Source organism: Haloprofundus marisrubri (assembly GCF_001469955.1).
GTDB lineage: Archaea > Halobacteriota > Halobacteria > Halobacteriales > Haloferacaceae > Haloprofundus > Haloprofundus marisrubri.
Genome location: NZ_LOPU01000029.1, coordinates 332,935 through 345,300, shown reverse-complemented (window position 1 = coordinate 345,300; position 12,366 = coordinate 332,935). Strand labels below are relative to the sequence as shown.

Annotated in this window: 13 protein-coding genes; 4 read left to right on the top strand and 9 right to left on the bottom strand. The window is 60.4% G+C overall.

Annotated elements, in window-relative coordinates; all coding sequences use genetic code 11:
• Positions 1–197: 197 nt before the first annotated feature.
• Positions 198–422: a hypothetical protein gene (locus AUR64_RS12105; RefSeq protein ID WP_058582206.1), complete on the bottom strand. Its 225-nt coding sequence runs from the start codon at positions 420–422 to the stop codon at positions 198–200.
• A 252-nt stretch (positions 423–674) separates the two neighbouring features.
• Here AUR64_RS12105 and AUR64_RS20120 point away from each other — a divergent pair, with 252 nt between their 5' ends.
• Both AUR64_RS20120 and AUR64_RS12100 read left to right on the top strand, forming a co-directional pair.
• Positions 675–893, top strand: coding sequence for a hypothetical protein (locus AUR64_RS20120; protein WP_082230777.1), 219 nt, complete (start codon positions 675–677; stop codon positions 891–893).
• Positions 894–1,157: 264 nt separating this feature from the next.
• Positions 1,158–2,264: a M23 family metallopeptidase gene (locus tag AUR64_RS12100; RefSeq protein ID WP_082230776.1), complete on the top strand. Its 1,107-nt coding sequence runs from the start codon at positions 1,158–1,160 to the stop codon at positions 2,262–2,264.
• 489 nt (positions 2,265–2,753) lie between these two features.
• Here AUR64_RS12100 and AUR64_RS12095 read toward each other — a convergent pair whose 3' ends face one another.
• Genes AUR64_RS12095 through AUR64_RS12085 form a run of 3 tightly spaced genes read right to left on the bottom strand, consistent with a single transcriptional unit; the run spans position 2,754 to position 5,991 of the window.
• Entirely contained in the window at positions 2,754–3,620 is an 867-nt protein-coding gene (locus tag AUR64_RS12095) for a carbohydrate ABC transporter permease (protein WP_058582204.1), read from the bottom strand.
• Entirely contained in the window at positions 3,620–4,645 is a 1,026-nt protein-coding gene (locus AUR64_RS12090; RefSeq protein WP_058582203.1) for a carbohydrate ABC transporter permease, read from the bottom strand. Before AUR64_RS12090 ends, AUR64_RS12095 begins: the two co-directional genes overlap by 1 nt.
• 2 nt (positions 4,646–4,647) lie before the next feature.
• Entirely contained in the window at positions 4,648–5,991 is a 1,344-nt protein-coding gene (locus AUR64_RS12085) for an ABC transporter substrate-binding protein (RefSeq protein ID WP_058582202.1), read from the bottom strand.
• Between the two features lie 104 nt (positions 5,992–6,095).
• Between AUR64_RS12085 and AUR64_RS12080 the strand changes: the two genes are divergently transcribed.
• Positions 6,096–8,054, top strand: coding sequence for an amylo-alpha-1,6-glucosidase (locus AUR64_RS12080; RefSeq protein ID WP_058582201.1), 1,959 nt, complete (start codon positions 6,096–6,098; stop codon positions 8,052–8,054).
• A gap of 163 nt (positions 8,055–8,217) precedes the next feature.
• On the opposite strand, the gene AUR64_RS12075 is transcribed toward AUR64_RS12080, so the two are convergent.
• Positions 8,218–8,490: a hypothetical protein gene (locus AUR64_RS12075; protein WP_058582200.1), complete on the bottom strand. Its 273-nt coding sequence runs from the start codon at positions 8,488–8,490 to the stop codon at positions 8,218–8,220.
• 250 nt (positions 8,491–8,740) lie between these two features.
• Between AUR64_RS12075 and AUR64_RS20525 the strand changes: the two genes are divergently transcribed.
• Positions 8,741–8,974 carry a hypothetical protein gene (locus AUR64_RS20525; RefSeq protein ID WP_155120597.1) on the top strand — a complete coding sequence of 78 codons (234 nt, stop codon included), beginning with the start codon at positions 8,741–8,743 and terminating at the stop codon, positions 8,972–8,974.
• Positions 8,975–9,579: 605 nt separating this feature from the next.
• On the opposite strand, the gene AUR64_RS12070 is transcribed toward AUR64_RS20525, so the two are convergent.
• The 4 genes from AUR64_RS12070 to AUR64_RS12055 all read right to left on the bottom strand — a co-directional run bounded on the left by AUR64_RS12070 (position 9,580) and on the right by AUR64_RS12055 (position 12,318).
• The gene (locus AUR64_RS12070; protein WP_058582199.1) at positions 9,580–9,972 is read right to left on the bottom strand and encodes a type II toxin-antitoxin system VapC family toxin; all 393 of its coding nucleotides are present in this window, start codon (positions 9,970–9,972) and stop codon (positions 9,580–9,582) included.
• A complete protein-coding gene (locus tag AUR64_RS12065; RefSeq protein ID WP_058582198.1) occupies positions 9,969–10,169 on the bottom strand; it encodes a DUF7557 family protein in 201 nt (66 codons plus the stop codon). The genes AUR64_RS12070 and AUR64_RS12065 overlap by 4 nt, the downstream gene beginning before the upstream one ends.
• A 128-nt stretch (positions 10,170–10,297) precedes the next feature.
• Positions 10,298–10,939, bottom strand: coding sequence for a pyroglutamyl-peptidase I family protein (locus AUR64_RS12060; RefSeq protein ID WP_058582197.1), 642 nt, complete (start codon positions 10,937–10,939; stop codon positions 10,298–10,300).
• Complete coding sequence (locus tag AUR64_RS12055) at positions 10,936–12,318, bottom strand: M28 family peptidase (RefSeq protein WP_058582705.1); 1,383 nt, start codon at positions 12,316–12,318, stop codon at positions 10,936–10,938. The genes AUR64_RS12060 and AUR64_RS12055 overlap by 4 nt, the downstream gene beginning before the upstream one ends.
• Positions 12,319–12,366: the final 48 nt, after the last annotated feature.

The window sequence follows — 12,366 nt, the reverse complement described above, 5'->3', positions numbered from 1 at the left end:
GAGACCATGCGGAATACAGAGCACAAATCGGTCAAGTCGTACGGTGAGTAACACCCTCGCCGAACTGTTCGGGAGGGGCTCAGGTGAGTAGTGAGAGGGCAGTGACCTGTGTACACCGATACCCGCGACCTACAATACCTCCCGAAGTCTGAACCGACTCGTGGACTTAGAACGCGTCTCCAGTCACGGCTCACGCGTTAGTCGGCACTAATTTGTCGAACGCGCTGGAGGACGATGTAGCCCCCGCTGCCGACGACGAGTGCTGCCCCAAGGTTGGTCAACTGCAAGAACAGAGTCTGTTTGAGTGGGACCGTCCCGACAAGAAAGAGCGTCACTATTTCGAGCGCATTCACGACGAAGAGGAGAGCGATTGCCAGCAGGGCACAACCGAACGTGAGCCCGATGACCCGACGGATTCCCATGAGTGAGCATCTGGGTATCGTTGCAAGTGTTTTGCGACTACAGCTTCTTCCTCGGTTCTCGAAAAATCCTACTGCATAGACCCCCCGAGCGCTGCACGTCGCTACTGACAGCGTTCTGTGAGGTCTCTGTGGTCGTGCTGAATAGAGGGCGCGAGTCGGCCACTCGTTCTTTCCAGCCCTCCGTTACATACAGGACCTGACCCAACGAAGAGAGCCAAAAAATACATCAAATCATTATGAGTTTCAGTCGGTATGAGTACTAGCACGGGTGCAAGCAATTCACAACTGTTCATAGCAATTGGCGGATTAGCTTTGGTGCTTCAGTCGGTAGTATTTGAAAGCACCTTTGGAATTGTGGAAAGTCCCGGAGTCTCTGGCGTCCTTAGAGACGTGCTGAGCGGTGGTCTACTACTAGTGGCAACGGTCTGTCTTCTTGGTGGTGTGTATTTAATTTCCCACAAGCCCAGATGAACCTATATCTGTCTAATAGCTTCCCGTTGACCAGCTGGGACGAAGTGCCCTCACTTACTGAACTCACCCTCTCTTCGGCACGCCGTTTTCATTCGGTTTTGAGAATTTCGATGGGAGTTACAAAACGGAACGACCACAGTACGAGGATGTAGGCCGCTCTCGTGAACCGAATCGCACAGAACGCCTGTGACATCCTCCCCGTGGCAAACGGCGGAGTTCTTTCACCGAAGAAAGATAGTTGTCCACTAGGCAACCACTGGTATCATGACCAACGGGACGACAGGGGCATCGGACGCGTCGGAGGGAGCACGGAGTCCGCGGTCAGTTCTCCGCCGTGTGTGGCTCTGGGTGGCGAATCTCAATTTCTGGGTGATATTTGGCGGGTTCAGTGGACTGGGGTTGTTGGCGATGCAGACAGAGCGGTTCAGTCCGCTCGCAGTGGTGTTCTTCCTCATGGCCGGAATCCTCCCGATGGTGTTCCAGACGGTCGGGAGTGACGAAGACGAACACGGCTACGAGTACGAAATTAGTAACCGAGAGCGTCTCCGGTACGTCGTTTCGGCACTCGTCTGGAGTATCACGCCGTGGGGGATTCTCACGCAAATCCTGCAGTTCGGCGGGCAACTGTTTGCGATGAGACGATATCGACGACAGTACCCGAGCCACGACTACCGCCTCCCCGAAAGCGACCTGACGCTCCCGTTCGACGGCCAGTGGACCGTCGTCAACGGTGGTGTGACAGAGGAGACGTCTCACTCGTGGATGCTCGTCTCGCAGCGATACGCCTACGATTTCTTCATTACGGACGGAGATGGGGCGAGCCACACCGGTGACGGCACCGACCTCGAACAGTACTACGCGTTCGGCGAACCGATTCGGGCACCGGCGGCCGGGAGAGTCGTAGCAACGAAAGACGGACTCCGTGACCACCCGTGGCCGGGCAGCGGCTGGTTGGAGTGGCGAACGTGGGACATTCGGGGCAACCACGTCGTCCTCGAACACGCAGACGGCGAGTACAGTCTCCTTGCGCACCTTCGAGAGGGAAGTGTCGCCGTCTCGGCGGGCGACCACGTGGAACGCGGCGAGGTTCTCGGCGAGTGTGGAAACTCCGGTCACTCCGGTGAACCGCACCTCCACTATCAACTCCAAGACAACCCGAACTTCTGGACTGCCGCCAGTCTCGTTCCGCAGTTTCGAGACGCCACCGTAACGCGTGACGACGGCCGGCGGGACGGACACGAGTTCTATCGGCCACCCGATGGAGACGCGAGCGTCGCGTATCTCTGGGCGGGTGACCGAGTCGCAAACGCGGATTCCGAACGGGTCCCACCCGAGCAAAGCGCTACGACTGACCGCTCTCGGAGTTCGTAAAGAACTGAACGGACGCACTCCCCTCACAGTGAAATCGTCGACTCCGTCGAGAACGCGTCGGAGATGCCCGAGAAGGTGCCGTGAAATCTCGCGGGATAGAGAGTGTGTACAGCAAACGCCCACCGACAAACGCTGTGAGAAACAGTATCTCTCAGAACCCGCTAAGAAAACGATTTATCCTCTGTGAGCCTCTGAGCAACAGGATATCCCAGCGTACTATCGACCTCGAAATACATGACTGAGAAACATCTATCCAATGGCAACGAACCGACTGTGTTTGCAAAGTGCACAGATTGCAAGAACATCTATCCCGCACAGGAGAAGACGAACGGGAACTTCCGTCCAGTAGGGACGGACGGGTCGTGCAACTGTGGGAACGAAGAGTTCGAACGCGTCGAGTGAACGACGGCCACGTGTCTTTCTGACTCAGTCTGCTCTCACGGACCGAAAAGCTCGCTCACGGAAAACAGAAGGGGCGTGGAGCCGAAACTATCCTTTCATGCCGCTGAGGCTCATCCCGCGGATGAAGTAGTTCTGCGCCGCGAGGAACGCGACGAGAACGGGTGCAACGATGATGAGCGCCGCCGCCATCATCAGCCCCCACTCGGCGAAGTACTGGTTCCGGACGGCAAACAGTGCCACCGGAAGCGTGTACATCTCGTTCTCGTTGGCGATGATGAGCGGCCACTGGAAGTTGTTCCACGCGCCCATGAACGTGAAGATGGCCAGCGTCGCCAACGCGGGCTTTGCGAGCGGCAGGTAGATTTTGTAGAACGTCTGGAACTCGTTGCAGCCGTCTATTCTCGCCGCTTCGCCGAGACTCGTCGGCAGGCTCTTGAAGTGCTGTCGGAGCAGGAAGATACCGAACGGTCCCGCGATGAGCGGCGCGATGAGTCCCTGATACGTGTTCGTCCAGTTCAACTCGACGAGGATGAGATACACCGGGATGAGCGTCACCATCCCCGGGATCATCATCGTCGAGATGAAGCCCAAGAACAGCTTGTCTCGACCCCAGAAGTCGAGTTTCGCCAGCGCGTAGCCTGCGAGGCTGTCGAACGTGAGGTTGAACAGCGTCACCGCACCCGCGAAGATGACGGTGTTGATGAACCACCGAACGAGTAGGATGTCCGGTCGCTCCCACAGTTGGACGAAGTTCTGCAGCGTCACCGCCGCCGGGATGAACGTCACCTCAGACGCTTGCGGGTTCGCCGACAGCGACGTGGTGATAGTCCACCAGAACGGCAGCGTCATCCACAGCGCACCCGCGGTGACGACGGCGTACAGCAGCGCCGTCTTCGACCAGTAGCCGACGCCCGACCGTTCGTAGCCGGGGTACTCGTAGCTCGAACGCGCCATCAGTACTCAACCTCCCCGGAGCGCTGGTGTCTGTACTGGTAGTACGAGAAGACGAAGATGATGAGAAAGAGGATGAACGCCATCGCCGCTCCCTCGCCCATCAGCCCCTCGTCGAAGGCGCGCTGGTAGATGAGAAGCACCGTCGTCGTCGTCGCGTAGTACGGCCCACCTTCGGAGAAGACGAGCGCGATACCGAACACTTGGAACGCGCTGATGACCGCCATCACGATGACGAAGAAGTTGGTGTTCCCGAGGTTCGGCCACGTGACGTGCCGAAACAGGTGCCACCGACTCGCACCGTCGATACGCGCCGCCTCGTACAGTTCCTCGGGGATGTTCTGCAGTCCCGCGAGGAAGAAAATCATGTTCGACCCGATGCCGCCCCAGACGGCCATGAGCATCACGCCACCGAGTGCGGTGGCGGGGTCACCCGCCCAGTTGTGTGCCAGCCCAATCGGTCGAAGAAAGCTGTTGATGACGCCGTCGGCCGAGAGGAACCAACGCCACATGACGGCGCTGGCCGCACCGCTCAGCATGACCGGCATGAAGTACGCTGCGCGGTAGGCCTTCTTCGCGCGGACTCGCTTGTCGAGCATCAACGCGACGGCGAGGCCGCCCAGAATCTGCAGCGGAACGGTCCCGATAGCGTAGACGAACGTGTTCTTCAGCGAGTACCAAAAGAGGTTCTCGGTCGGATTGGTGAACACGCTCAGATTGAGGCCGTTGGTCGTCACCGGCAGCGGTTGGAGTACGGTCAGGTAGTTCTCGATGCCGATGAACTCCCCCGCGTTGCGGAGGATGCTCCACTCCTGAAAGGAGACGTAGAACGCGAACAACACCGGACCGAGCAGGAACGTCGAGAACACGAAGACGTTGGGTGCGACGAACAGCCAGCCCATCAGGTTGTCTTGGTCTTCGGAAACACCCATGCGCCGCCCGGCGGCGGTCCGTCCTCGTCCGAGGTAGTCGCGGGCGGCGCTCCCGAAGGAGTCTTCGCCGCTTGCGTCACCTTCTTCGAGTGCCATTTTCAGTTGAAGACTTCCGAGTTGATGTTCTCTTGGGCGTTTTCGAGTGCCTCTTGGGCGGTCTGTTCACCGAGCATCGCCCCTTCGAGTTCGGGGTTGAGCCGGTTCATGATGGCCTCACTGTTGGGGCCGTACGCGAACGGATGGGACCACTCGCCCGCTTCGAGCATCTTCTGCTTACGTGGGTTCTCGTTGTAGTACTCGAGGTCGGCGTGAGATTTTCGCGCCGACAAGGCGAGTCCTTTCTCGGCCCATCGAGCCATCCCTTCGTCGCTCGTCAGTTCGCGGACGAGCATCTTCGCGGCCTCCGGCGAGTCGGTGGACGTGCCGATACTGTACGACACCGGGAACGCCGTCGTCGCCTTCTGACCACCCTGCGGCGACGGAAGGTTTGCGACGTCGACGTTCTTGTCGACTTCCGGGGCGTCCTGTTCGAGATACGGGAACGCCCACGCGCCGATGCCAGCGACGGCGACTTGCTCGTTACCGATGGCCGCACCGTGCCAGCCAGCGCTGATTTCACTCGGCATTGCGAGTAGGCCGTCCTTTTTGAGGTCGGTGAGGAACTGCAGCGCTTCGATGCTGGCGTCGGAGGCGAGTGCGACACCGCTGCCGTCGTCTTCGAGCACCTGTCCGCCGTTCTGGTAAATCATCGCGTGCCAGATGCGAGCGTTCGGGAACTCGATCATCGGCGCGTCGACGTCCAGATTGCTGTCGATGGTTTCGAGCGCCGAGCGCAGGTCGCTCCACGACTCGGGGACTTCTGCGCCCGCCTCCTCGAACATCGCGGTGTTGTGGAACAGTCCGAGCGTCGAGAAGTCCTTCGGGATGCCGTACAGCGTCCCGTCGTAGCGGAACGCGTCGAGGACGGGGTCGATGAAGTCGTCGAGGTTGTAGTCGTCGGCGTTTCCGAGCGAGTCCACCTCCGTGAGCACGCCCTCGGAAGCGAACGAACTGAAGTAGCTTCCGTCGAGGTAGAACACGTCCGGCGCGTTGCCCGCGCCGAGTTGCGTCTTCATCTTCTGTTTGTACTCCGACTGCACCGCGTTGTACTCGACGTTGATGTTCTCGTGGTCGGACTCGAACTCCGAGAGCAGTTCCTTGACGAGTTCGGACTCGGTGTCGTCTGCGGCCCACCCCGATAGCGTCAGGTCACCCGACGGTGCGCCGCCGGACCCACCGTTTCCGGAACTGTTCGACCTGCCGGAACCGCCGGAGCCACCGGCCCCGCCGTTTCCGGAGTCGTTCGAACAGCCAGCGAGCAACCCCGCAGCGCCGGTCGCACCGGCCGCACGCACGAATCGTCGCCGCGTCAGTCCGCCGAAGCGAGTGCTATCGTCTGCCATGTTCTGCCTATCTGGACACCGATTAATAAACATTCGGGATTTCTCACTACTGGAGTAGTGTGAACCGGGATGTATAACTGGGGTCCGGTCACATCACCTGCTAGATGAAGACAGACAGTACCGTGGCGAACGGGTCGACGTTCCTCGTGACCGACGAGGACGGCGTACCGACGCGCAGCCACGACGGCTTCTACCACCGGGACACGAGGCATCTCGACCAGTACCGACTCGCGGCAAGTGGAAGAACGCTCGAACCGCTCGAACTGGTCGACGTTCGTCCCGCCGAGCGACTCGTCCACCTCGCCACCCCGCTGGAACGCGGCGCACGGGCGGTTCAACTGAGCCGTCGCCAGTTCGTCACCGAGGGACTGTACGAGGCGGTGAGCGTGACGAACCTCACGCACGACCCTCGCACGGAGACGCTGGAGCTGTCGCTCGGCAGCAGATTCGACGACCTGTTCGAGGTGCGTGGGTTCGACGGCAACGCGCTCCGGGACCGCGACATCGACGTGGAGACGCGCGAAACCGGCGTGACGTTCGGTTACGACCCCGACGACGTCGACTTCGACGCGTCGGTGTCCGTGACGACGAGCCACGATGTGGAAGTGAGCGTCGACGTCGCCGACGACCGAGTCGACGCCACGCTCTCGGTCGCGCTCGAACTCGATTCCCAGGAGTCACAGCAGTTCTTCGTGGCTGTGACGACCGGCGGAGCGGTCTCGGACCCCGAGGCGGCCGTCGAGGAAGCCCGACAGGAGGTCCGCGAGCGCGAACGCGAGTGGAACGACGCGACGACACTCGACGACGTACCCGAGGGATGGGAGTCGGTGCTCGAAGAGAGCCGAGAGAACCTCTTGGAACTCCGTCTCGACACCGACCACGGACCGATGCTCGCCGCGGGAATGCCGTGGTTCGCAACCGCTTTCGGCCGCGACTCACTCATCGCCGCCTACCAGTCGCTGGGGCTCTCGACCGACTTAGCGAAAGGAACCTGTCGCTACCTCGCCGCCCACCAAGCCGACGAGGAAGACGAGTTCCGCGACGCCGAACCGGGGAAGATTCTCCACGAAGTTCGCTACGGCGAACTCGCCGCCCGCGGCGAGGTGCCGCACTCGCCGTACTACGGCACTGTCGACGCGACGGCGCTGTTCGTCGTGCTCGTCCACGAGACGTGGAAGCGCACCGGTGACGACGGGTTCGTCGACGAGATGTACTCCCACGTCGAACGCGCACTCGACTGGCTCGACGAGTACGGCGACTGCGACGGTGACGGCTTCCTCGAATACCCGACCGACGGCGGCGACGGCAGCCTCACCCACCAAGCGTGGAAGGACAGCGGCGACGGCATCATGCATCCGAACGGGAGCCATCCCGACGGACCGCTGGCCGTCGCCGAAGTACAGGGCTACGCCTACGACGCCAAACACCGTGCCGCCGACTTGGCACGCCACGCTGGCGACGAGGGACGGGCGGCCGAACTGGAGCGAGAAGCCGCCGACCTCAAGCAGGCGTTCGACGAGGCGTTCTGGCTCCCCGAGGAGAACTGCTACGCCGTCGCGCTCGACGGCGAGAAGGAACAGGTCGCGTCGGTGACGACGAACGCGGGTCACTGTCTGTGGAGCGGCATCGTCCCCGAGGAGCGCGCGGACGCCCTCGTCGACCGTCTCGTCGCCGACGATATGTTCACCGGGTGGGGTATCCGGACGCTCGCGGCGAGCCACGACGTGTACAACCCGCAGAGCTACCACCTCGGCAGCGTCTGGCCGCACGACAACTCACTCGTCGTCCTCGGGATGGCTCGCTACGGCCGCGTCGACGCCGCGCGAAAAGTTGCTGAAGGATTGGTCGCCGCCGCCGAGAAGCGCGGCAACGACCGTCTACCCGAACTGTTTGCCGGGTTCGCGCGCGAGGAGACCGAAGTGCCCGTCTCCTACGGCGAGGCGTGTGAACCACAGGCGTGGGCCGCGGCCGCCCCGCTTGCGTTCCTGCAGGCCGTCGCGGGCAGTGTCGCAGAAGTCCCGGACGAACCGGATTCGCGGGATGCGCCGACGCCGAGTTCGTAGCCGCTGAGGACGAACTTCGCTTGGTGGCCGATGTGGTACGTAGCCGTTTTTGACAAATTTTGAATAGCTCGGGGTTAGCGTGCTATATAGAGGGCGCGAGTCGGTCACTTGACGGTCGTCATCTGAAAGAGGCTCGGAGTAATAGAGACGGCGTATCTATCGTTCAGGCGGTGGTAACGATATCGAGGACGATCGCAACGAAACTCAGGCAGGCACCACCGACTATCACCATAAGTGCTCCAGCAGAGATAGTGAACTCGGCAGGATCGGTTCGGAGAGACTCGTATACAGCACCGAGGACCATTCCACCCCCACTCAGTAAGAACAAAATCGAGATAATATCCACATCTCCGCCAGCGATCGTAGCCCCTGAATTAAAGAGAAATGAGAGTCCAAGAACGGCAAGCGCGCCGTTATAGAGATATAACCGTTCCATATCCTGAGATTCTACGCCACTCTACAAATAATTGACGTGGGTCGATATTACTTCTCTTCAGCATATACGTCCTTCCCGGCGGCCAAGTTGATTCAGGAGGCGGACATCTGTTGGATGTCTCCTCTGAGTGTTGCACGCCGATTCTGACAGCACTCGGGGAGATTTTTGCAGTCGTGCTGTATACAGGACGCGAGTTTTGCACAGAGCCGTTGGGAGATTCGTTTATATCTCCCAACTGTCTAATGGTAATATGAGACTTCCCTCCCCGTCATACAGAGAGTACGTAGAATTTGTAGCGACTGTACTCGTAACCATCGTAGTTCTCCAATACGCCGGAATCTTTGGCCCCTCGGGAGATATTGATATAACATATCTCGTTGTCACGGGCCTTTCTCTTCCAGTGATTACCTATCTTCTGACAGTCGCCTGTGCGAATGTCTCTTGGGCTTCGCAGTGGGATAGAATGGTTCAAAGCGAAGAGTGAACGAAAGTCAAGTTACACTCCATATGATACAGCTGATTCAGTAAATCAGGAATGGAATCAACGTGACCACGTGCTGCATGGATACTCTTTCTGTTGTGCGCCACTACTGACAGCTTCTGAGTAGGTTTTGCCGAGACTGTGCTGAACTCAGCGCGCGAGTCGGTCGCCACACAGCACCTAGTCCAATAGAATTGAATCGCCCAGTAGCAGATGACGTACGCAACAGCCATAACGCCAGCAGCGGGATCGTATAATATGGAGAGATACCGTTCCCTCAACTCCGTTGATTGGGGTGTGATTTTGTTCGGAACAGTCGCTGCTATACTGTGGCAACTCTCAGTTAACGGTTCTTTCACCTCGAAGCTCACTGGAGCAATATTATTCGGCGGCGTCTCTCTTGGAACCGGTATGTACCTATTCCGGTTGTTCCGTGAGCAATAAGCACACCAATCTCTCCGTTGTTCCATCGCTAGTTGGCTGAGCTAAGGTACCACAACCTGCTGAACTCATCCTCTAGATTCAGCACACCCTGTATGACGGCGGATAGATGATTTGCAAACGATCACGGATTCGGCCACGCGCAGACACCCGACTCTGAGGGACTGTTACGGACCGAATCTGCGAACAGAGAGCAGTTCACGGAGGCCTTCCGTGTCGAAGTCTGCGTCGGAGACGACGAGTTCCTTGCTTTCGGACCGGGCCGTCGCCGCAATCATGAGGTCGCGTGGCGACAGCGGGTTGCCGGATTCGAGAAGACGGTTCTGCATTCTGGCGGCTTCGAACGCGACTTCTTCGGAGAAGTCGAGGGCGGTGACTCGTCCGAAGTTCTCACGTGCGCCGATGAGGTCCGTCTCTCCGGGCGAAAACACCTCTCCAGCGAGAACCTCGTAGATACAGATACTGGACGTGACCAAGACCGGTTGTTCGTCGACGAACTCGACGACTTCCTCGACGCCATCGAGGTAATCGATGATAACTGACGAATCGAGAAACGTCACCGCTCGTAGCTCTCCCGGGAGCGCTCGATTGCCTCACGCGCCTTTTCAGCTTTGTCGGTGCCTTTCCACGCCCCAGCGTTCATCCCTGCTCCCTCGTTCGCCAACCGGTCGAGAAACTCGTCCCAACTCTCGTCTTCACGCTTCAATCGCGCCAGTTTCTCTTTCGTCTCGTCAGAGACGCGGATTGACGTGCTCATATGCATACGTTGTGTATGCAGTCGGAAGTAGTTTGAGGAAGTCGCCACTCTGGGATGGATACAGGGAGTTTCGGGGTCGAGGGTGGTCCGTTCTTGTCCGACCGAAGTGAACTCACCTGCTCGACGGTTCAGCCGTCGAGCGTCGTCTCGAACGTCAGTTCGACCGCTCGCTTCTGCAGTTCCAGCGGCAGACTCGCTTTCACCGCACCGCCCGCAGTCGCCTCGCCTTCGCTTGCTTTCTCGGCGGCCATCGCCGGCGTCAACGGGACGTGGACGAATCCAACCGGAATCTCCAACTCCTCCCGTTCGACGAGCGAGCGGGTGCTGTAGAGAATGTTGTTACAGAGGTGTGTCCCCGCCGTGTTCGAGACGCGTGCGGGAATTCCAGCGCCCAGAAGCGACTCGACGACCGAAACGACCGGGAGCGTCGACAAGTACGCGTCCGCGTCGTCGACATCGATAGGTTCGTCTCGTGGCTCTGCTCCCGCGTTGTCGGCGACGCCGCCGTGGTCGTTGACGTTGATGCCAACGCGTTCGACCGAGATGGCCGACCGACCGGCCGCCAGTCCTGTCGAGACGATTACTTCGGGGTCGTAGTCGGTAACGAGCGTCGCCATCTCGTCGGCGGCGACGGCGTACTCGACGGGCAGCACGCGGCCGACGATTTCGTGGTCTCCGACCGTTTCGCCGTCGAGTTCCTCGGCGAGCGTCTGCGTCGGGTTCTCGTCGTCGTCGCCGAACGGTTCGTAGCCGGTGAGAAGTACCGTCATCGGTTCTCCCCTGCTCCGCTTCGCGCCTCGTCGTCGTACGGCCAGCGCCCGCCCATCTTCAGTTCGGTCACGTAGCCGTCGTCGATGCTGTCTCGAATCTCGCGGCGCGTCTTCTGCGGCGTCTCCACGTCGTCGCCGGCGAGGTGGTACGCGGTCGTCGAAAGAATCGTCGCCACGTCGCGGAGGTCCCGTGGGTCGAGTTTGTCGAGGGTGTCCGCGTGGGTGTGACCCCACCCGCGGCCGCTCTGCTCTGAAGTCGAAGAGGCCATAACCGCAGGAACGCCTTCCTGAACGAACGCCCACTGGTCGCCGTGCGGCGAGATGGTATCACCCGACTGGATGGGCACGTCGAGTTCCTCACCCACAGCCTCGAACGCGTCACCCATCTCGTCGAAGCCGTTTGTGCCCACGCGGACGTTCCGGGAGTTCGCCGGCCCATCGATGTTCAGCACGCATTTCACCGAATCGAGGTCGTGGCTCTCCGCCCAGTGGTACGCCCCCCAGAGGCCGATTTCCTCGGAGCCAAAAGTAACAAAACGGACTCGGGAGTCGAGGTCCGATTCGACGCTGGCGAGCAACCGACCGATTTCGGCGACGAGCGCCGACCCCGCGCCGTTGTCGTTCGCGCCGTCGGCGATATCGTGGGCGTCGACGTGGGCGGTCACGAGAACTTCCTCGTCGGCGTCAGCAGGCCCCAACACACCCTCGACGTTTCTCGACTGCGTCGCCTCGTTGCGGCAGTCCACGTCGAGTTCGACGACCAACTCCTCGTCGTCGGCGTAGCGAACGAGTCGCTCGCCGACCTCTTTGGAGACGCCGACGGCCGGAATCGGTCCCGGTCGGTTGTGATACCCGACTTCGCCGGTCGGCGGTAGCGACCCCTCGATGTGATTACGAAAGAGGAAGCCGACCGCGCCGTGGTCGGCGGCGTTGACGTACTTCTCCATGCGGTGGAGCCATCGGTCGGCGTTCTCAGGGGTTGCACTGGAGACAAGCGCAATTGAACCCTCCAACTCGTCGCCGACGGCGTCGAACTCTTCGTAGGAGCCGTCGCCGACGTCGACGACCGGCCCGGAGACAGTTCCCGAGGGTGACCCCGGCAGCGCCAACACGTCGTGTTGGCTCTCGTGGCGTCGCGGATGCGACCCACGAAGTTCGAGCGAGGAACTGCCGCGCCACCATCCCGGAATGTCGAACTCGTCTATCTCGACGTCGCGGAGACCTGCCTCTTCGAAGGCGTCGGCGACGACTGCTGCGCCCGCCTTCTCGCCTTCTTGGCCGGCCATGCGGTTGCCCACGTCGACGACCGACTGGAGCGTCTCCCAGCCGAAGGTGCTGGTCTGTGCGTCGCCGACGACGTCGTCGGGGAGTCGTGTCATGCGATAGCCTTCGTCGGTGGTCACAAGAGTCTCCGGGAAGCGGTCAGT